Origin of the sequence: Psychrobacillus sp. PGGUH221 (assembly GCF_042055255.1) — a bacterium.
In the GTDB taxonomy this organism is placed as follows: domain Bacteria; phylum Bacillota; class Bacilli; order Bacillales_A; family Planococcaceae; genus Psychrobacillus.
Window position 1 is genome coordinate 234,715 of the sequence record NZ_JAQMHQ010000002.1, and the last position, 19,209, is coordinate 253,923.

At 36.0% G+C, this 19,209-nt stretch carries 21 protein-coding genes; 2 read left to right on the plus strand and 19 right to left on the minus strand.

Annotated elements, in window-relative coordinates:
- Positions 1-57: 57 nt before the first annotated feature.
- From PGC35_RS05135 to phnG, 8 genes are read right to left on the minus strand one after another with little or no spacing between them, the layout of a single operon-like run.
- Positions 58-861: a PHP domain-containing protein gene (locus PGC35_RS05135; protein WP_375218411.1), complete on the minus strand. Its 804-nt coding sequence runs from the start codon at positions 859-861 to the stop codon at positions 58-60.
- Complete coding sequence (gene phnL, locus PGC35_RS05140) at positions 851-1,573, minus strand: phosphonate C-P lyase system protein PhnL (protein WP_053590921.1); 723 nt, start codon at positions 1,571-1,573, stop codon at positions 851-853. The genes PGC35_RS05135 and phnL overlap by 11 nt, the downstream gene beginning before the upstream one ends.
- Before the next feature lie 20 nt (positions 1,574-1,593).
- Positions 1,594-2,775 carry a phosphonate metabolism protein PhnM gene (gene phnM / locus PGC35_RS05145; RefSeq protein WP_375218412.1) on the minus strand — a complete coding sequence of 394 codons (1,182 nt, stop codon included), beginning with the start codon at positions 2,773-2,775 and terminating at the stop codon, positions 1,594-1,596.
- 14 nt (positions 2,776-2,789) lie between these two features.
- Positions 2,790-3,629 (minus strand): ATP-binding cassette domain-containing protein, encoded by an 840-nt coding sequence (locus PGC35_RS05150; RefSeq protein WP_275782532.1) that lies wholly within the window; start codon positions 3,627-3,629, stop codon positions 2,790-2,792.
- On the minus strand, positions 3,622-4,488 hold the full coding sequence (locus PGC35_RS05155; RefSeq protein ID WP_375218413.1) for an alpha-D-ribose 1-methylphosphonate 5-phosphate C-P-lyase PhnJ: 867 nt from the start codon (positions 4,486-4,488) through the stop codon (positions 3,622-3,624). Before PGC35_RS05155 ends, PGC35_RS05150 begins: the two co-directional genes overlap by 8 nt.
- Complete coding sequence (locus PGC35_RS05160; RefSeq protein WP_375218414.1) at positions 4,478-5,593, minus strand: carbon-phosphorus lyase complex subunit PhnI; 1,116 nt, start codon at positions 5,591-5,593, stop codon at positions 4,478-4,480. The genes PGC35_RS05155 and PGC35_RS05160 overlap by 11 nt, the downstream gene beginning before the upstream one ends.
- The gene (phnH, locus tag PGC35_RS05165; protein WP_275782538.1) at positions 5,593-6,189 is read right to left on the minus strand and encodes a phosphonate C-P lyase system protein PhnH; all 597 of its coding nucleotides are present in this window, start codon (positions 6,187-6,189) and stop codon (positions 5,593-5,595) included. The genes PGC35_RS05160 and phnH overlap by 1 nt, the downstream gene beginning before the upstream one ends.
- 21 nt (positions 6,190-6,210) lie before the next feature.
- Positions 6,211-6,633 carry a phosphonate C-P lyase system protein PhnG gene (gene phnG, locus PGC35_RS05170; protein ID WP_375218415.1) on the minus strand — a complete coding sequence of 141 codons (423 nt, stop codon included), beginning with the start codon at positions 6,631-6,633 and terminating at the stop codon, positions 6,211-6,213.
- Between the two features lie 338 nt (positions 6,634-6,971).
- Here phnG and PGC35_RS05175 point away from each other — a divergent pair, with 338 nt between their 5' ends.
- A complete protein-coding gene (locus PGC35_RS05175; protein ID WP_375218416.1) occupies positions 6,972-7,163 on the plus strand; it encodes a hypothetical protein in 192 nt (63 codons plus the stop codon).
- 20 nt (positions 7,164-7,183) lie between these two features.
- On the opposite strand, the gene PGC35_RS05180 is transcribed toward PGC35_RS05175, so the two are convergent.
- The 11 genes from PGC35_RS05180 to PGC35_RS05230 all read right to left on the minus strand — a co-directional run bounded on the left by PGC35_RS05180 (position 7,184) and on the right by PGC35_RS05230 (position 17,285).
- On the minus strand, positions 7,184-7,909 hold the full coding sequence (locus PGC35_RS05180) for a GntR family transcriptional regulator (RefSeq protein WP_375218417.1): 726 nt from the start codon (positions 7,907-7,909) through the stop codon (positions 7,184-7,186).
- Positions 7,910-8,036: 127 nt separating this feature from the next.
- On the minus strand, positions 8,037-8,603 hold the full coding sequence (locus tag PGC35_RS05185; RefSeq protein WP_375218418.1) for a permease: 567 nt from the start codon (positions 8,601-8,603) through the stop codon (positions 8,037-8,039).
- A 1-nt stretch (position 8,604) separates the two neighbouring features.
- Positions 8,605-8,943: a YrdB family protein gene (locus PGC35_RS05190; RefSeq protein ID WP_375218419.1), complete on the minus strand. Its 339-nt coding sequence runs from the start codon at positions 8,941-8,943 to the stop codon at positions 8,605-8,607.
- Positions 8,940-9,632, minus strand: coding sequence for an MBL fold metallo-hydrolase (locus tag PGC35_RS05195; RefSeq protein ID WP_375218420.1), 693 nt, complete (start codon positions 9,630-9,632; stop codon positions 8,940-8,942). Before PGC35_RS05195 ends, PGC35_RS05190 begins: the two co-directional genes overlap by 4 nt.
- 9 nt (positions 9,633-9,641) lie before the next feature.
- Positions 9,642-10,259: a TetR/AcrR family transcriptional regulator gene (locus tag PGC35_RS05200; RefSeq protein ID WP_375218421.1), complete on the minus strand. Its 618-nt coding sequence runs from the start codon at positions 10,257-10,259 to the stop codon at positions 9,642-9,644.
- A 119-nt stretch (positions 10,260-10,378) separates the two neighbouring features.
- Positions 10,379-11,149 (minus strand): sporulation protein, encoded by a 771-nt coding sequence (locus PGC35_RS05205; RefSeq protein ID WP_053590934.1) that lies wholly within the window; start codon positions 11,147-11,149, stop codon positions 10,379-10,381.
- A gap of 346 nt (positions 11,150-11,495) precedes the next feature.
- On the minus strand, positions 11,496-12,947 hold the full coding sequence (locus PGC35_RS05210) for a putative bifunctional diguanylate cyclase/phosphodiesterase (RefSeq protein ID WP_056828866.1): 1,452 nt from the start codon (positions 12,945-12,947) through the stop codon (positions 11,496-11,498).
- A 205-nt stretch (positions 12,948-13,152) separates the two neighbouring features.
- Complete coding sequence (locus PGC35_RS05215; protein ID WP_053590936.1) at positions 13,153-14,061, minus strand: DUF2971 domain-containing protein; 909 nt, start codon at positions 14,059-14,061, stop codon at positions 13,153-13,155.
- Between the two features lie 109 nt (positions 14,062-14,170).
- Complete coding sequence (locus PGC35_RS05220) at positions 14,171-15,364, minus strand: quaternary amine ABC transporter ATP-binding protein (RefSeq protein WP_053590937.1); 1,194 nt, start codon at positions 15,362-15,364, stop codon at positions 14,171-14,173.
- Entirely contained in the window at positions 15,361-16,221 is an 861-nt protein-coding gene (locus tag PGC35_RS05225) for an ABC transporter permease (RefSeq protein ID WP_053590938.1), read from the minus strand. The genes PGC35_RS05220 and PGC35_RS05225 overlap by 4 nt, the downstream gene beginning before the upstream one ends.
- A gap of 65 nt (positions 16,222-16,286) precedes the next feature.
- The gene (locus PGC35_RS05230) at positions 16,287-17,285 is read right to left on the minus strand and encodes an ABC transporter substrate-binding protein (RefSeq protein ID WP_056828870.1); all 999 of its coding nucleotides are present in this window, start codon (positions 17,283-17,285) and stop codon (positions 16,287-16,289) included.
- 477 nt (positions 17,286-17,762) lie between these two features.
- Here PGC35_RS05230 and PGC35_RS05235 point away from each other — a divergent pair, with 477 nt between their 5' ends.
- Complete coding sequence (locus PGC35_RS05235; protein ID WP_275782565.1) at positions 17,763-19,208, plus strand: sensor histidine kinase; 1,446 nt, start codon at positions 17,763-17,765, stop codon at positions 19,206-19,208.
- Position 19,209: the final 1 nt, after the last annotated feature.

Genomic DNA, 19,209 nt, shown 5'->3' on the forward strand with positions numbered 1-19,209 from the left:
ATAAATTATTTACCAATTGTGTAAATTTACAGTATCTTTAAACACTATTAACCTTATTTACATCCTCTCAAAGGAAGGGCTGACAATATCTCCGATTTCAACTATTTCTCCATAAGCACCGTGATAGTCTGTACCACCTGTCATAACCAAGCCATATTTTTTTGCCAAGACTTCTATCTTTAGATGGTCCTCTGCCGTGTGGTCTAGGTGGTTTCTTTCAATTCCGCCTAATCCAACCTCTAGTAGTTCTGGTATCAACTCATACGAATCCAACTGGCCAGGATGAGCAATGACCGCCATGCCCCCATCTGCCACAATAGCTTCTACTGCCTCAAACACATCAATGTATTGAATATCCCCTGAGGCAACTCCACTCCCTTTAAATAGACTTTTATATAGCTGCTTGTACGCTGGAGATGTATAGGCAGCATCTGTTAAATTGTGCATAATATGTTGTTTATAAATGGTCTTGGATGGTTTGGCAGATTCCTCAATAGCCTCTTTATCTAGCTCGTAGCCCGCTAATTTTATTTGTTCCATTTGCCAGAGGGAATGTTCCTGCCGCCTTTTTAACAATGGATCACAAATAGCTTGAATATGTGGTGCACTAGGATGATAGTTATATCCAAGAACATGGACTTTACGGTTCCTTTTATAGTCGAAGGCTGAGATTTCAATACCAGGTATAACTTTTATTCCGTATTTTCTCCCTAGTTCGAGAACTTCCGAAAGCCCTTTAACGGTATCATGATCGACAAAACTAATATGTGTAACACCACGCTGACTAGCTTGCTTCATTACTGTTTCCGCATGCTCCGAACCGTCGGAGTAGCGACTATGGACATGTAAATCAGCTTTCATAGCCAACCGACTCTTTCGCAACTGTCATTTGTCTTGTTTGCATATCATAAACCTTGTCACAAAGCCCTTCCATAAATTCAATGTCATGAAAGATGCCCACTAAAGTGGTTCCTCTGTTTTTCAATTTCTCAATCATTTCACGAACCTTTACTTTTGATTGTTGGTCTAAACTTGCAGTTGGCTCGTCTAGTAATAACAATCTTGGTTTTTTCACGGTTGCCATCGCTATGTTTAATCGCAATTTTTCTCCACCGGAAAATGTATTAGGATAGCTATCCCATAATTTTGGATCCATTTCAAAATGTGTTAATGCTTTTTCTGCCTCTACAAGGGCTACTTCCTCTGTTTCGCCCATTTCAAGTAATGCATTAATAACGAGCTGGCGACAGGTCGTTCTCGGCATGACATTCAAAAACTGAGATACATAGCCAATCTCATACTTACGTAAATACAACATTTCTCTTTCTGATATATTAGCCAAATCAACTAGTCCAAAGCGTTCTGAGTTATAAAAAATATTGCCGGCGTCAGGTAAATAAGAACGGTAGATGCTCTTTAATATCGTCGACTTACCACTACCACTTTTCCCAATAATTCCAATGAATTCTCCCGCGTCCAATGAGAAATTAATGTGCTCAATTGCAGGAATCGTTTTGCCTAAGTGATGAATAGTGAATCGTTTACCAAACTCTTTGACATCTAACATCGTCATGTTACTACCTCCTCGTTTCACTATTTGATCCGATAATGCGTAGTTGTTATTAAAGCACCGTTTACCATTGTTGCAGTCAGCATCGGATAACCGTCTTCCATTCTTTCAATTACAAGAATGTCGGCTTTCTTCCCAACCTTAATAGATCCTAATTCATCATCCATTTTCACCGCTTTAGCAGGATTTAAAGAGACCATCATAAACATTTTGTGTAAGTCATTGCCGTGCTTTTCATGCAAATCAAAAATAGCGTGGAGTAATGCTGCTGGATAATAGTCACTACACAAGATGTCTACACAGTCATTTGCAATGGCTTCTGTTGCCGACAAATTCCCAGAGTGGGAACCACCTAACAATACGTTGGGTGCCCCTGCTATCGTATGTAAGCCCATTTCCTTAGCTTTTTTTGCTACTTCGAGCGTAATAGGAAATTCACTAATTGTTGTTCCAAAGGATTTTACGAGCTCTAGCTTTTGAATTTCGTCATCATCATGTGAAGCAACAGCAATCCCTCTTGATATAGCAAGCTCTGCCACTTCTTTTATTTTCCCAATCGTTAAAAACTCAGTGCTTTGTCGTTCCGCAATTAATACATTTACATCGTCATCAGAAATATTCCGATATCCCTTTAACGTTTCGCGATACACTTCTAGATTGCGGTATTGTCCTTGCCCTGGGGTGTGATCCATAAATGACAGTAAATGCACTTTGCCATTTTCGATATTTTGAACAAGGCTGTCAATCTCATCGACATTATCTATTTCGAATCGAGCATGTAACCGGTGACGGATTAAATGTAGCTCGTGATGCGTAGCGTCTATTGCATCTACCATTCGTTGAATATTGTTCGGATTTCGCATTGGTTTATGGGTAAAAACATCCTCACGGTAAAAGGAAAGCGAATGAAACATAGTAGTAATTCCGTGGCTAATTAATATTTTCTCTGCTTCTCTTAGGCTAATATTAAAATCCATCATACTAGTAGGTCTTGGCGATGCTATTGTTTCAATATAATCGGAATGAATATCGATAAATCCAGGAGATATGTATCCTCCTCTAGCATCAATGAGTTCAGCATCCGAATAATTCGCCACCGATTCTTGAGGGATAATCGCTTGAATGACTTCTCCCTTCACTACTACCGCATATCCATCTACTATTGCTTCCTCTGTTATGATTTTCCCATTATGAATAATGTACAAAGTCACCGCTCCTCTTATAATAATGAGTAAACTAATTGCTGGGTGTACTCATGTTGTGGGTCTTCAAGAACTTGATCGGTCAAGCCTTCTTCAATAATTTTTCCGTTCAACAGTACAATCGTGCGGTCTGCAAGCATCCGTATAACTGCTAAATCATGTGACACGACAATCATACTAATTCCTAAATCTCTTTGAATTTTTTTGATCAAATCAAGCACATTTGCTTGTACAGATAAATCTAGACCAGTCGTTACTTCGTCTAAAAAAAGTATTGGTGGGTTGTTTGACAATGCTTTTGCTATTTGAACTCTTTGTTGCATCCCACCCGAAAAGTTTCGAGGCTCTTCTTTCATTCGATGCAATGGGATATGCACGCTTTCCAGCAGTTGTTTACTCGTTGCTTCCATAACCGCTACATTGCGATTGCCTGCCGCGATTAGTTTCTCCGCTATATTACCGACAGAAGAAAAGTTCATTTTTAATCCATGAACAGGATTTTGATAAACCATGCCGTATACATGATTTCGAATCGAGCGTTTTTGCTGGGAGGATAGTTCAAAAACGTTTTTCCCAGCTAAAAAAGAATCATTAATATACGCTTCACCTGAAGTAACATCTGAATCGAAGTATAGGCATTGCATCATCGTCGATTTACCACTTCCACTCTCGCCGACTATCCCTAGTATTTCTCCAGGGAACAAATCAAATGAAATATCTTGGCAAGCATACACAGTCCCACAATGCTTACAGAAATTTTTCTCTAACTCCCTATTTTCAATTTCTCTACACTTGTAGCACCCTGTACCAAATTGTTTTCGTAAGTTTTTTACTTCTAATATTGGTTCCTCATGCATAGCTGGTTTGCACCTCAGCTTCCTCTTTCTTATTTAACTGGTCCATACAGTAGTTTGTGTCGTTACATTGATAAACGGTTTTTCCTGTTTGTTGATCAATTAATTCATCTAAGAAGATTTGTGTAGAACCACATAAGTGACATTGCTGACCTTCAAACGATTCGACTGCAAATGGGTAGTCCTCAAAAGCAAGGGATTTTACATCTGTATAAGGAGGAACTGCATATATTTTCTTTTCACGTCCAGCCCCTAGAAGGATTAAAGCTTCAGAATGATGCATTTTTGGGTTATCAAATCTAGGGATTGGACTTGGTGCCATCACATAGCGATCGTTTACGTATACCGGGTGGTCTGCCGCAGTAGCCGTTTTGCCGTATTTCATAATTTGTTCGAAAAGCAATAACCATGCACCACTATAGTCATCTTCCGCATGCATTCTTTTCGTCAAAAGTTCTTTTGCCTCCACAGGCCGGAGGGGTTCTGGCGTCGGTACTTGCAAGACGAGAATTTGGTCATTTGTTAAAGGAACTTCTGGTATTCGGTGCCGTGATTGAATAAGAGTCGCGTCTGCAGTTTTCTCCGTTATTTCAACACCAGTCGTTTCATGAACGAGTTTTTTTATACTTACAGCATTTACAGACTCGTCTGCTCCTTGGTCAATTACTTTAAGCACATCTAACTGACCAATAATTGATAGGGTAATTTGTAATCCACCTGTTCCCCAACCTCGTGCAATTGGCATTTCTCTTGAAGCGAAAGGCACTTGATACCCCGGAATTGCTACTGCCTTTATAATTGCACGTCGAATTTCTTTCTTAGATCCTTCATCGAAAAATGCAAAATGTGTATTAGCTTTCAACTTTCTGCACCCCTTTCTTCACTTGGCGGATACTATCCAGTTTGGATTGGAACGTAACATAATGAGGTAGTTTCAAGTGAGAAATAAATCCTGTAGACTCGACAGAATCTATATGCAATAACACAAATTCTTCATCATGCGTCGGAAAATTGGATTCGGGATGCTCCAAACATTGATCTAAAATGCTCATAGCTATTGCCTTTGTTTCGTTTTGTCCATAACAAATGCCATAACCAATCTCTAACTCTAGTTCATATTCGTTGTTCTCATTTTTCACATTTGTTGGCACAAATGACTCTACCTCAGTCACTCTAATTTCTCCTATATAAAACTCATCTTCCGCACTGTGCTCCATTTCATTTGGATGTTGCACATAAATAGGAAGTAAGCCTACACGTACTTCACCGACTGTCGGATGTACCTGGCCATATCCTCTCAATGAAGCATAGCCAAGAGATGTGACAGCTCCTGTTTGTCCACGTGTGAGCACTTGTAGTCTTTCGCTACGCGTAGTTGGGAATTGTATACTTTGCTTTGTAATATCAATAGGAGGGGTATTATCTACCTCATGTGTTTCAAAAAGTCCTTCCTCCCTCAAGTAATCTACTACTTTTGGAAAGTACTTTACTTCATCAAAGGCTTCTATTTGTTTTAATTGATTGTGGTAGTGTTGTAGCCACCTTAGGTTTTCTTCCTGACTTTCTTCTATTAAACTTAAATCGAGCAAACGATGTGTGTAGTCATAAGTTGCCCCTAATAATTGTCCACCAGGAATATCTTTAAAACTTGCCGAAATTCGGCGCTCCACTAGCATCGTTTCCGGTTCAACGGTTTGACTATAATATGGACGAGGTAAAGTGGATCGGTGAGCACGCATGAGAAAAACTGCTTCCTCCATACTTCCTTCCGCTTGCTTTATCGCAAGTGCAGCCAAGTATGGTGAATACAAACTACTTTCCGACATTACTTGGTCTACCATTCCACGCATCGTTGACATAATTGTGTTAATTTCTATAATTTCTCGGTCTTTAATCCGTTCATATTTTAATCGGTTAATAGATGCTTCTATCGCCTGTGTGCCACCTTTAACTGGAACGTAACCCATTAGCTCACCTCCATGTTATTGATTGTAGTTGTTCGAGGGATACAGACTACTTGCTCATGTTCATCTGTGAAAATCAAATCAATTCCAAGCGGATATTCCTTTGTTTTTTCATTTCTTGCTTTCCACATAGATTGATCAAATCGTGTTTGTACCTGACACTTATGTTGAATCCCTGGACCTGTTAACATCCACTGCCCCTCGTCAGAAAGAGGAGTGCTTTCTATAATCCAAATCGAAGACAGCTGCGGATCAATAAGGGTACCGTTTTTACATTGTTGCATAGCTTTTTGAATTACCGTATCTGTATCGTCTCGTAGTACGATGACAAAATCTGCTTCGTTAATAGGTGCATATCTCGAGGATGTATATTCTGAAATTTTTTCGATTAGATCCTTTTGCTCCTCGGAAAGGATATGAAAAGTGGACTCTGCGTCTAAAAATGTCATTGCACTTAAAATAGTTGCATTGTAACAAGGAAGATTAAAATCCACTCTTTCTGCGATTTCAGAAAGTGACGAAATGGTACCGGGCCTCGACATACTGTGCAATATTTTTCTGTAAACTTGCTGTAAATCATGTACTTGATCAATTGCCATATTATCTCTCCTATTGGTTTATTAAACTTCCATCGTCTCAAAGCTAACTCTCGTTTCGAATAGTTCCGCTTGTCTTTTTGCACGCTCTATATTAATTTGTTTTTCTGCTTCTATGAGTACTGCTTCCCACGCTATCGTTTCATGTAATTGTGCTTTATATGCAGCATCAATAATCGCTAGATGGCGTGCTAGTTCGTCTTTCATGCCTACAACGATTCCTATTCCAATGCGTTTATTAATCTCTACTTTTGCTTCCGTAATTAGGACCTCTCCTATATAAAACAGGGAGCTTTTCGCCGTTTCTCTCATCTTGATCATAGTCAACCCATATTGCGGTACTAAAATCTCTCGGCATTCATATGTGTCTATAATAGATTCTGCAAACTTTTGAGCCAATTGGGGATCGCCCTGAATGAGAATCTCAGTTCGTCGTCTTCTTTTCATATGGATAAATCCTCCTTTGCAAATTCATCTTAACTTGTCGCCAAGTAGTTGTGTTTTAAGGCTCCGTAAAGCTTTTGTAAATGTCCTTAACAATTGGTTGGGAAAAAGCGAAAATTCCTTTGTTTCCTAGAGGGTAAGTAGCTGAATTCTGGATATAAAAAAGGACAGGTGCTAGACCTGTCCGGATAAGAATTTATAAAATTTGACCATTGGTTGCTTTACTTTGAATTTAGTTGCTTTATGTTGCATTTGGTTGCTTTCATCAATGATTTGGTCTCAATTAGGATTATTTATCCATTTATGATAGGATTAGGTCATTAATGTGCGGAGGATAATAGATGAAATTTTTCAGAGAGTATTATTATCTACCTCTTTTTATAGGATTATATATGATTTATCTTCTATCGGATTATTCTAAGAACCAAACATTTAATTGGGTAGATAATGCCTTACAAGCATTGTTTATTACTGCCTTCTATATATTTTTTACTTGGGCATTCTCTAGTGATAAAAGCAAAAAAAACAAATAACCGAATTGTTATTCACCTTTTCATTCCATCGTTATATCGTATTTAAATTTATCGCTTCGATAAAGTATTTTTGTATGTTCTAATACTTTATTGGAGTCAACATCTATACAATCACTCTCTACAACAATGAGCGGCACCATGCTTTTACAGGATAGTAACTGTTGTTCACTTGAAGTCGGAAATGTAATACTTAACAGACTTTTTTTACTTGTAAATTCCTTATAACCTAGGTTTCGATAATATGCAAACATCGACTCAATCTTAGGACCATCCTGCGCAATTCTCGGAAACGTTGTTTCACTCACAAAGGAAGAGTGAATAGCAATTGGCTCCTCATTGATATAGCGTATTCTTGCCACTTTAAAGACACTATTTTCTTTGTTTAAATTAAGGCTTTGATATATTTGTTCATTATAAGAAATCTTTTCGCAAACAACATTTTCCGTCTTTAATTCATAACCTGATTGCCTCATTTTATCTGTAAAACTTGTTTTCCCAGTCAGATGCAATTGAATTTGTATAGACTCTTCTTTTAAGTATCTTCCTTTTCCTTGTTTAGAATATATATATCCTCGTTCTTCTAGTTTCGTTAGAGCATTTCTCACTGTCATTCTTGGTACTTTATATTTTGTAGCAAGTTCATTTTCAGAAGGGAGTTTCTTCCCATGTTCCATTGACTTTGAAACAATTTGATGCATAATGTCATCAATAATTTGAGTTTCTATATCTGTTGAAATAAAAATCATCTCCCTATGAATTTTACTGTTTTTATTAATTGTACTATATCAATTGGAAATGGCTAAACAGAAAAAAACCAAGAACTAGAATCCGTTCTGGTCTTATTAAATAACTTATATAAAAAAATTCAAATAATTATAGGGAGATGCCAAAATAAAATGAAAGTAAAAGAAATGCAGTCATCGCGCAACCGGCCATAATTCCTTTTCCCTTGTGTGCAAATACTTCTTTTTTCAAGGCATAGCTAAAGTAAAAGAAACAACCGATTGCAAGTAATAATGCCTCAAGCAGAACACTTCCGGGAACCGTTTCCCATAGACCTAATCCTAAGAGAGGGAGATTACCGATATTACCTGGCAGAATTGGCATGTCAGGGCGGTGAACTATAAAATCAAGAATCCAGTGGCTAAATACGACGGCTCCTATGATAATACCCGATTTCCTACCCCATAATCTTTTAGCTAGCAATGCTGCTAAAATGGAAAGGATAAGTGAACCTACTAAAGAATGCGTGTAGAATGCATAAATCATATCATTGCCATATCCACCATCTCCTATGGATTCTATGTTCTCTAAACCTACCAAAATAAATGGAATAAACACAATATCAAGCAATTGTGTGCTGACGATTAGTGACCATAGTGGCGTTTCAGGGGTTTTACTTTTCACAGTAGCGGATATTCCGAAATGTCCTGCAAACAAGCTAACGACCTCCTGTATACATCAAAGTCATTCCTATCATAACTACTACTCCATATATAACCGCAAGCCTACTATTTCCAGAAAAATATAGGGAGGCAGTTGCTAAAGCAAATACAATTAGCTGTAAAATAATTCGAACTGGAATAATTACAGGAAAATTGGCTTTAGGGGCAATGAATGCCCCCCAAAAAATAGCAACAAGAAGAGGGGTACCAATTCCAAATAATAACTTTAAAAACCAGCCGTGGTTCAGATGAAAACCCCAATACGAAAATGCAGCAAGCGCACATAATTCCATTAGAAAAAACAGACCATACACTGTATATTGAGCGATTATCATGATAACCCACCGCCAAGTTTTATCTCCATACTTCTAATATAGTTCTCTAACTGATCTGCCGGACGTTCCACCGCATTGCCATGGCACACCTCTAACAGCTTTGGTTTTAACTTACTTATAACGGATGCGCTTTTTACTGCTTGATCCATATCAGCTGTGAACATCGGCATTGGCGGTTGAAGCTTACCTTTCTTTGAAGTGAAAAGATCCCCTCCCAACAATATTTGATCCTTTTCGTGGTAATAAACGACATGACCTGGTGAATGCCCTGGCGTAAAAATAGGGGTAAGTCCACCAATCGGTTGCATGTTGCCAGTCTTATCCTCTAGGAGTGGTTGACTTAATTTTTTCGGTAAGTTTGACTCTAGTTTCTTTCTTTTAGGATAGACAATTTCCCCTTCCATATAAGGAATTTCTATTTGATGTGCGTATACAGGCACATCGTTGTTTTTTAAAATCGATTTCACAGCTCCAACATGATCAGAATGCCCATGCGTTAATAGAATTCTTCGCAAAGGACCAGCATTCAATTGGTTAATAAATTTCATAATTCCTTTTGCCATGACTGGCATTCCAGCATCCACCAATGTAACCCCGTCCTCTTCAACAACAACCCATACGTGAATCGGAATAATCATCCATGTTTTTAAACTCCAAATATGGTCCGATATCTTTTTTGCTTTCATCATCTATTCCCCTTACTTTAATTTTTCTTTAAAACCTAAAATAAGAATATCCACTGCAAGGTCAAACGTCGGTGTGAGTCTTTTCATTAACACTCCAAGCGGTTCATGTTGATACGAGTACGTACTCAAAATCCCATTTAGGCTGTAATAATAAATACGAGTAAAAGCTAGCAGTTGTTCATTGTTCGGTAGAGAAAGGATTTTCTGAATGAGCCCTTTCATTATGTCAAAAATTTCTATTCGAAGTTTATTGATCTCTAATTCAGGTTCTTCGTCTACTCTGGAAGATTTAGCATTGAAAAAAACATCATACATACTTCGATTTTGTAGGCAAAAGGTAATATACTCACGACTAATTTCTTTTAGTTTACCTTCTGAAGATAATGTATTTATTTTCAAAATTTCGTTGAATTGTTCTTGTAATTCTTGTAAAGATGGCATAGAGAGCTGATGAAGCAATGCTTCCTTATCTTTAAAATAAAGATAAATCGTCGTATGTGAACAACCTGCATTCTTTGCTATTTCTCTTATCGTTACTGCATCAAAACCCTTTTCGGCGAATAAATTCCCAGCAGATTTTAAAATTTCTTGTTTTGTTTCTTCTGAACGTTGCTCTTGTTTACTTTTCAACTAATTACACTCCTCATAACTAACCATTGGTTACAATGTAACCAATGGTTAGTTATGTTGTCAAATATACCCTAGAAACGAATTTCATCTCTAGGGTTTTAAATAAAAGAATTACTTTATCAAGCGTATTTAGTAATGACTTGTTTTAATTTTTCCTGTAAAGTTGGTAAGTCTCTTGTAGTGATCGTTAGTCTAATGTGACTTTCATCCATTTCTAATGCCTCTGAAAGAAAACCTCCAAATCCTCGTGCTCTTCGGTCTACTTGGATAAGTACATCTGCTGATTGTTCCGTTTGGGAAAGGAACAAAATCTCTAATTCATCTAATCTTCCTCTATATACTGCGCTAGTAGGAATGAATTCAAATTCCTGAACGAACGGAAACTTATTGTGGTATCTTCTAGAAGCTTGCTCACATTCCGCTTTTCTCAATCTAAATCCTAGTCGTTCTATTTCGTCTAAAATCTGAGCAGCAAGACTTGTTGGTCTCACTCCTATGAAATCTTTGTCTTTAGGATCTGCACCATTTTTAATATCTAGTCCTGTGCCAACCCATACTCTCGTATTTCCTATAGTGATTGGCGTATCCACTGGAAGGGCAAATGAAAATGGAACTACTTTCGTTTCATTAACTCCTATTGTTAAAGGCTCGTTTACTTTATAGTTAATCACCGAAGCAACATCTGTGTATTTTCTATCGTCCGATTCACGGATATACGTTGTATACACTGTCAAATAAATGGAGTCTATTTGTTGTTCTATATTTCCCCCATAAATTTCAACAACGCCTCTCATTGTTTCGCCAGCAACATACTCTGACTTTTCCAGTTTTGTATCTACTTTGGCTCCACCAATTCCAACACTTGCAAGGACTTTATTAAAAAATGACATTAGAGACCCTCCTAGAATTTTTTTATCACTATCTATACGTAAGAAAATATTTTTAGTTTCATAATTTTATGGCAAACATAAAAAATTAATCCACAAGTTACCTTACACCGATCTATTAACATTTTTTATGTGTATATACATATTTCACAGGCTAATACTATATTAATTCAGTAAATGCTTCTCTTATTTTTATTCATATTTCAGCTGTATAATTATTAACTAATAAAAAGAGGCCATCAACTTGAAAAATAATCAATTAATAGAGATTATAAAAAGCAACTTGCATAGGTCTTAGGAAATTCAGGTAACCACTCCTCCAGGCAAAATAATAAAAAGAGTGCCAGGTTTAATACCTGACACTCTTTTTGAAAGAAGGACAAAATTCTTTATGCCATTGTACAAGCTCATCGGCTTTCATGGGCCTGGCGAAATAATAGCCTTGTATAATCGGTTTTTCACATGTAGTAGTTAAGAATTTTACTTGTTCCTCTGTTTCGACTCCTTCGAATATGATTGCCAGATTTAACGAATGCCCTAAATCGATTATTGCTTGCATTATGGACGAGTCTTTTTTCGATTCTGGTATACCATCTATAAAGGATTTATCGATTTTCAATGTGGAAATAGGCATTTTTTTTAAATAAGACAAGGAAGATACACCAGTACCGAAATCGTCTAATGCTACAGAGAATCCTTCCTTGCGGAAAGTGCTTACTGCTTGTATAGCGTTCTCTATATTTTCCACAAAGCTAGTTTCAGTAATTTCCAATTCTATTTCATGTGGCTCTACCCTATATTTACGTAAAGTGCTTTTTAGTACATCCAATAATAGTGGGGAAGTCACATATTGCCCAGGAATATTGATTGCTACTTGCTTAAATGTAATTCCATCTCTTTTCCAATCTGCTATTTGCTGACAAACTCGTTCAATTATCCAATCTGTCACATGAACAATTCGATTATTTCTTTCTAAAATGGGAATAAAAATCGCTGGGGATAAAAAACCATGAGTCGGATGGTTCCAACGAAGTAAGGTTTCCACCCCAACAACAGCATTGGTAATTCCATTAACCTTTGGCTGGTATACAATAAATAACTCTTCATTTTTTATCGCCTGTATTACATCTTCCTCAATTTCTAATTCAAACACATAGGTATGTATAGCTGAATCATAATGAATGATCTCATAGTTAAATTCAATAGATGGAAAATTTAAGACAGCAAGAGCATTTGTGTACATATTAATCGTTTCATCTAGGTCATATGCTTTAGAAATAGCACATACTGCTGGAAGATAAATTTCATATCCTTCTATTACAAATGGTTTTTGTAAACTTTCTGCTACCTTTTCCATTATTCTATGTAGGTGGTTTACCCCATCTAAATGATTGGAATGAAATGCAAAGCGATGACCATCAAGTCGGTAAAGTACTATCCCAGGTGTTTCAAACGTTTTTAGTAGTATTGACAATTGATTAATTACCTTGTCACCAAATTGATAATCCCGTTCTCTATTTACATGTTCAAAATTATGCATATGCCAAATAGCTAAGCACTGCGGGACATCGGTTTTTTTAATCTTTTTCTCGAAAAAGCGTCTATTAGGCAACTTAGTTAATGCATCAAAATAGTTAGAACGATGTCTAACAGCACTGTTAAACAAGTTATAGATTAGAATAGGAACAATAAGCATTGTTATTATTAGACCTATAACTGTTATATTCCATTTTATTGTTATGAATGCTGGATATTGATTAGAGAAGTAAAATAGTTCTAAAAAATTATCATAATAAAGCACTTTAGTCCCTACCTTTAGAGGTGAAATGTACTAAAAGTATAACATATCAGCAAGGCAAAATAATCCAAAATTAAAAGGACTTTCATATCATTTATGAAAGCTCTCTCAATCAATTTCCAGTACTTTTGATAAAAAAGCACTTTATTTTTACCATTTTATTAATATTTTTATTAAATGACTATACTCGAATTTTTTAATCCAATCGTTATCTATAAGGAATTTTTGATACTTTAATCGGAACAGAAGAATAGCCACTGTTTTTCAAAAAATATTTAACGCTTCTTGCAGTAAATTCATTTGTTCCAGATGGTCCGATTATTAGTTGGTTTATAGGTAGTTTATTATTGTTCTCTTTTGCTTTATTGTGCATCTTCATTTCTATATAAGGCAATATAATATTATCTCTTGCACGGAAGTTTAAATCATGTTGATAATGCATACTTTTGGAGTTTGTCACAATAATACGCCATTCCTTTTCCTCAGAAAAAGTGGAATGCTTAAATAGTGGCAAAAAGTACCCGATCGTTCTCGCTACCTCTTTAGGTGCATAGTCCGGTTGCATACCACTCAGCTCCACACTTATTAAGGCTACATCTATAATACGTCTAATAATTCGTTCTTGTACTTTTTGATCATAAATTACTTTGCGGGGAAAGAAACTTTGTTCACTTAATTGAAAAGAGTCATCGAATAAAGAGGTGAAGTCAAAACCAATAGATATCCCGTATTGGCTTCTACTATAACCTCTCCATTGACTTAGTAAGTCGCCACTCTCGCTAAAAGAAACAACAAAAATATCAGTATCCTGTTCCTCTAAAATTGCAAAAACCTCTTCTAAATAACTTCTTCTAGGATTGTCCAACGGGAGTTCATTGATCAGTTTTTTTACTATACTTTCACAAACCTCTAATCCATGACTATACTCTTTTGAATCATTCATAAACTTAATATGGGATGCCCAAAAAATTTTGTTACTAATAATTCCAAGTGCTCCATCAAGATTCGTATAATGATATAAAGCCTTAATATTTTTAGTGAAATATTTTTTAAACTCGTTACTTATAAAAGGGACAAGTGACTTGAAATCCATTTTTTCCATACTTAGCTTATTCATGCGATTATCTAAGCTCCTGTCTAATGGGATAACCTTATTTTAAAGGTAATCATCCTTGATTACTAAAAAAAGGCACAGAAACAAACTGTTCCTATGCCTTCATTATATTCTACTCTTCTTCTACATTATCACTGATCAAGCTTGCCAATACGTGTACTCGTAAAATGATTCCTTTAATTGTCTTGTCCTCATCTGTTACTACAAGCGGATATTTAGACTCGAGCACTAGCGGAATAATATCTTGTACGTATTCATCAGGTCGTACCGTTTTGACATCTGTTGACATTACTTCTTGCAATGTCTTCTTCTGTTTTATCCCATCTATCGCTTGATCAATTGTAACAATACCCTGCAATTGACGTTTACGATCGGCAACAAACGCACTAGAAATACCATTTTCATTCATAACTTTCGCCGCTACTTGTAAACCATCTTTTAATGACACTAGTCCAAATGGTTTCATCATGATATTCTCGGCCTGTAATATTTTCGAGCGGTCAATGTCTCGAATAAACTCAGAAATATAGTTGCTAGCAGGCTTGTCTAATATTTCTTCCGGAGTTCCTATTTGTTCTACTTTTCCATCTTTCATTACAGCAACTCGATCACCAATTTTAAATGCTTCATTTACATCATGTGTGATGAAAATGATCGTTTTTTGAAGTCTATTTTGAATATCTAGTAACTCAAGCTGCATTTCTCGTCGAATCAGTGGGTCAAGTGCACTGAAAGGCTCATCCATCAGTAGAATGTCTGGATCGTTAGCAAGTGCACGGGCTATACCTACCCGTTGTCTCATACCTCCAGATAGTTCGTCTGGGTATTTATTTTCATATCCTTTTAACCCAACTGTTTCTAAATGTTTTTGAGCAATTTGTAGTCTTTCTGTTTTTGACATCCCTCTTATTTCAAGACCATATTCGATATTTTCCAACACTGTTCGATGGCTAAACAAGCCAAAGTGCTGAAATACCATCGCTATTTTTTTCTGACGATAATATCTTAATTGGTTTTTGTTGTATTCCACAACATTTTCTCCATCAACATATATCGCTCCTGAAGTTGGACGATTCAATAGGTTTAGACATCTGATTAAAGTAGATTTTCCACTTCCTGACAGCCCCATAATAACAAATGTTTCTCCTTCCATAATTTCCATGGAAGCATTGTAAACACCAACTGTATGTCCTGTCTTTGCAAGAATTTCTTCTTTAGAAACACCATTTTTAACCATTTGTATTGCCTTTTTAGGTCGAGGACCGAAGATTTTTGATACGTTCTCAATTTTTAATTTTATTGTCATGCTGCTTCCCTCCTATGTTTCTGAAGGCGCTTAGCAATTCCACCTGTGATACGGTCAATAATAATAGCTAAGAAAACTATACTGATCCCAGCTTCAAAACCTAACGCAATATCAATTCGGTTAATCGCATATAAAACTCTTTCTCCAAGTCCCTGTGCACCAACCATAGACCCTACAACAGCCATAGCAAGCGCCATCATGGTAGTTTGGTTAACTCCAGCCATTATAGTTGGCAAAGCCTGTGGTAATTCTACTTTCATTAACATTTGCATTCTAGATGATCCAAAAGATTGTGCAGATTCCACTACTTCTTGGTCAACATTTCGAAGTCCTAGTTCCGTTAAACGGATGACAGGGGGTAATGCGTAGATAATCGTTGCAATTACTGCAGGTACATTTCCTAGTGGAAAGAAGAAAATGACAGGAATCAAATAAACAAAACTCGGCATTGTTTGCATGGCATCTAATATCGGACGCATGATGGTTGACATCGCCTTGCTAAATGCCATTCCAATTCCAAGTGGTATACCGATGACCAGTGAAAGTATTACGGAAATTAACACAATTGCAACCGTAGTCATAGTTTCTGGCCACAAATCAAAGGTTCCAATTAAAAAAATAAAAATCGAAAATAGGATTCCACCGTACAAAGAAGTAAAATACCAACCTAAGAAGAAAACAATTAATATAAAGATCCACCAAGGTATGGCAAGAAGTCCTCCCTCAAGTCCCTTAATCATGGACGAGGAAATTACAAATATAAAATCAAAAAACGCTTCGAAATTATTCGCTAAAAAATCGATAAATTTCTCTACACCATCTCCTATAGGTATACGTATATCGGGAAATTCAGTCATACTAAGGAGGCTGTTTTATGAGACAGCCTCTTTCACCTCACTCGTTAGATTTTTTACAACATGAATCATTCTGCTAAAGCTGCTTTCACTTTTTCTGCCACTTCTTCTGACACCCAAGCAGTCCAAACGTCTTCATGTTCTTTCATCCACCAATGTGCGGCTTCTTCAGGCTCTGCCTCATTTTCATTCATATATTTGAGAGCTTCTTCCGTTAATGCATTACTAGTTGAGTATTTACTTAAGAAATCAACCACATCTTTTGCTTGTGTAGGTAAATCTTCATGAACTGCAATTACAACATCATTTGGTGGAAATTCAGTTCCTTTCGATTCATCCCATACTGCTTCGTCATATGCATTATCTTCAAGTAGCGTTAAATCGTAACTTGCTGTAACCCATGTTGGTGACCAATAATAACCTACCCAAGGTTCGCCTTTTTTGTATGCACCAGCTAAGCTCGCAACAATAGCTGAATCAGATCCAGGTGCTAAGTAGTTATATTGCTCGTCAAGTCCATATGTTTCAAGTTTCGTCTCCAAGTGTTCACTTACAACCCAACTAGATGGTGCACCGACAATACGGCCTTTGCTACTATCTTCAGGATCTTGGAAAAGCTCTGGATACTTCGCTAAGTCTTCAACAGTTTTTAAATCCGGAGCCACTGGTTCTATACCTCTTTCAGGATCTCCTTCAATAACGTAAGTTGGAACATATAATCCTTGTGAATTATCATTGAAGTTCGTTGCTACTTTTTTAATGTTTCCACTATCAATTGCTTTATCATAGATTTCTTTAATATTATCCGTCCATACTTCCATATTGACATTTATATCACCTTTTTCAAGTGACTGCATAGTAGCTGCAGTTGTACCACTTGTAACCTCGGTTTCATAGCCGTAACCTTCTTCAATTATTAACTGTGCAATGCTATTGTGAACGCGGATACTATCCCAACCTGCATCTGCAAATTTAATAACATCAATACTATCTTTACTTGTCTCACTACTACATGCACCAAGAATTAAAATTGTACACAACGAAAAAAACACCAACATTTTTCTCATATAAAATTTCCCCTTTTCTCTATATTTTAACTAGACGCACGGTCCTTGCCTCCTTCTAATACCCGTTTAGGTAATTTTTAATCATCTTTATACCAAAATAATTATGCATCCATAATTTCCAAAAAATTGGTACGCCTAATTTATAAGTGTTAATACTACTAAACTTATATACCCTTCGCAAATAAAACAAGAAAAAAAGCATTCCAAAATTATTCAATTTAGAATAATCAGTTACATATTTGAGTGAAAATAGATATATATAAAAGTAATTTATTAGTTTATCAATTAGTATTTAGTTAGGTAATTCGAATTAATCGAACCTTTTTTAAAGAATATAGTTTTGTTTGAGCATTTTTCATTAATACTGAAAAAATATGCTACAGAATTTCATATAGATATTTATGTAGTTTTCATATAAATTTTATATAATTTTAAGATTTGTGTGATAGGCTTCAATTAAGTTAAGGGGTGAAAAATATGTCTATTAAAATGAGATTTTTGTTATCTTATGTTGGAGTGATACTTATTTCTATCACCTTACTGTTAGTAGCTGGATTTCTAATTATTTTTACGATTACTGGGGATATTAGATCTATCGAGCATTTTTATAAAAAAACATATGTTCAAAAACCTTTGACGACGGTCGAAGAAAGTGCGTTTCTAGATTTAAAGCTACTAGCTAAAAATAATCCTACCCTGCTACTTTACGAAGAACAGTTGAAGAAAATCGAACAAGAGGATATCGAACTTGTCGTTAGAAAAGGTAACAGTATTGAGTATGCTTCCCCCACACTTGATGATGAGAATATATTGATTAAATCTCTTCCTGGATTTGAGGAAACGAATATAAATAGTCGTGATTCGATAAAAATCGATCACTCATTTTACACTTATGTGAAGTTTGACTTTTATTTTCCTGATAATAGCAAAGGAAGCATTTTTGTCTTAAGACAGGCCAGTTCCTATGCTGAATTGGCTCGAGAGTTGTTTCCAATCCTATTTGGTCTACTACTTTTTCTATTTATTATGATTATTGGGATTTTAAACTATTTTGTTTCACGAAGTATCATTCACCCTCTTTCTAATCTTAAAAATGGAGCCAACCGAATAAAATCAGGAGATTTAAACTTTGAAATCCAAACGACTTCCAATGATGAAATTGGTCAATTAAATAAATCGTTTGAAGAAATGAGAATAAAATTAAAAGAATCGGTTAATCTCCAGCTGCAATATGAAGAGAACCGCAAAGAGCTTCTTTCAAATATTTCTCATGATTTAAAGACACCTATTACTTCTATAATTGGATATGTAGAAGGAATAAAAGATGGTGTAGCTAATTCTCCAGAGAAAATGGATAAATATTTATCCATTATCCACTTAAAAGCTAGAGACATGGATTCTTTGATAGATGAGCTATTCTTATTCTCCAAGTTAGATTTGAAAAAGGAACCATTTTCTTATGAAACAATCGAACTAACGGAATATATGAGAGATTATGTTGATGAACTTCAACTGGAATTAATCCAAGAAGGAATTCAGATTTACGTTGAGCTAATGCACAAGCCAATGTATGTTACTGCAGATAGGGAGAAGTTAAAAAGAGTGTTGGTCAACTTAATCAACAATAGTGTGAAGTATATGGATAAAGATCAAAAGAATATAACCATTTCCCTTTATGAAGGAGAAAATGACATTACTGTAAAAATAGCTGATAATGGCCAAGGTATAGAACCGTCTGCTCTTCCCTATGTATTTAATCGTTTTTACCGAGCAGAGCAATCTAGAAATACACGTTTAGGCGGTAGTGGTTTAGGTCTAGCGATTTCAAAACAAATTATTGAAGAGCATGGAGGAAATATCTGGGCAACTAGTGAATTCGGAAAAGGTACGAATGTTTTCTTTTCCTTAAAGAAAGGGAGATAAT

What these genes read in the sequence shown, in the direction of transcription:
- PGC35_RS05135 (WP_375218411.1), bottom strand. Translation starts at nt 861, where the DNA reads ATGAAAGCTGATTTACATGTCCATAGTCGCTACTCCGACGGTTCGGAG.
- PGC35_RS05225 (WP_053590938.1), bottom strand. Translation starts at nt 16,221, where the DNA reads ATGACTGAATTTCCCGATATACGTATACCTATAGGAGATGGTGTAGAG.
- PGC35_RS05235 (WP_275782565.1), top strand. Translation starts at nt 17,763, where the DNA reads ATGTCTATTAAAATGAGATTTTTGTTATCTTATGTTGGAGTGATACTT.
- phnG (WP_375218415.1), bottom strand. Translation starts at nt 6,633, where the DNA reads ATGAAAAGAAGACGACGAACTGAGATTCTCATTCAGGGCGATCCCCAA.
- PGC35_RS05150 (WP_275782532.1), bottom strand. Translation starts at nt 3,629, where the DNA reads ATGCATGAGGAACCAATATTAGAAGTAAAAAACTTACGAAAACAATTT.
- PGC35_RS05205 (WP_053590934.1), bottom strand. Translation starts at nt 11,149, where the DNA reads ATGTCATTTTTTAATAAAGTCCTTGCAAGTGTTGGAATTGGTGGAGCC.
- PGC35_RS05190 (WP_375218419.1), bottom strand. Translation starts at nt 8,943, where the DNA reads ATGATAATCGCTCAATATACAGTGTATGGTCTGTTTTTTCTAATGGAA.
- PGC35_RS05160 (WP_375218414.1), bottom strand. Translation starts at nt 5,593, where the DNA reads ATGGGTTACGTTCCAGTTAAAGGTGGCACACAGGCGATAGAAGCATCT.
- PGC35_RS05195 (WP_375218420.1), bottom strand. Translation starts at nt 9,632, where the DNA reads ATGATGAAAGCAAAAAAGATATCGGACCATATTTGGAGTTTAAAAACA.
- PGC35_RS05230 (WP_056828870.1), bottom strand. Translation starts at nt 17,285, where the DNA reads ATGAGAAAAATGTTGGTGTTTTTTTCGTTGTGTACAATTTTAATTCTT.
- PGC35_RS05180 (WP_375218417.1), bottom strand. Translation starts at nt 7,909, where the DNA reads ATGATTTTTATTTCAACAGATATAGAAACTCAAATTATTGATGACATT.
- phnH (WP_275782538.1), bottom strand. Translation starts at nt 6,189, where the DNA reads ATGGCAATTGATCAAGTACATGATTTACAGCAAGTTTACAGAAAAATA.
- PGC35_RS05215 (WP_053590936.1), bottom strand. Translation starts at nt 14,061, where the DNA reads ATGAATAAGCTAAGTATGGAAAAAATGGATTTCAAGTCACTTGTCCCT.
- PGC35_RS05220 (WP_053590937.1), bottom strand. Translation starts at nt 15,364, where the DNA reads ATGACAATAAAATTAAAAATTGAGAACGTATCAAAAATCTTCGGTCCT.
- phnL (WP_053590921.1), bottom strand. Translation starts at nt 1,573, where the DNA reads ATGACGATGTTAGATGTCAAAGAGTTTGGTAAACGATTCACTATTCAT.
- PGC35_RS05175 (WP_375218416.1), top strand. Translation starts at nt 6,972, where the DNA reads ATGAAATTTTTCAGAGAGTATTATTATCTACCTCTTTTTATAGGATTA.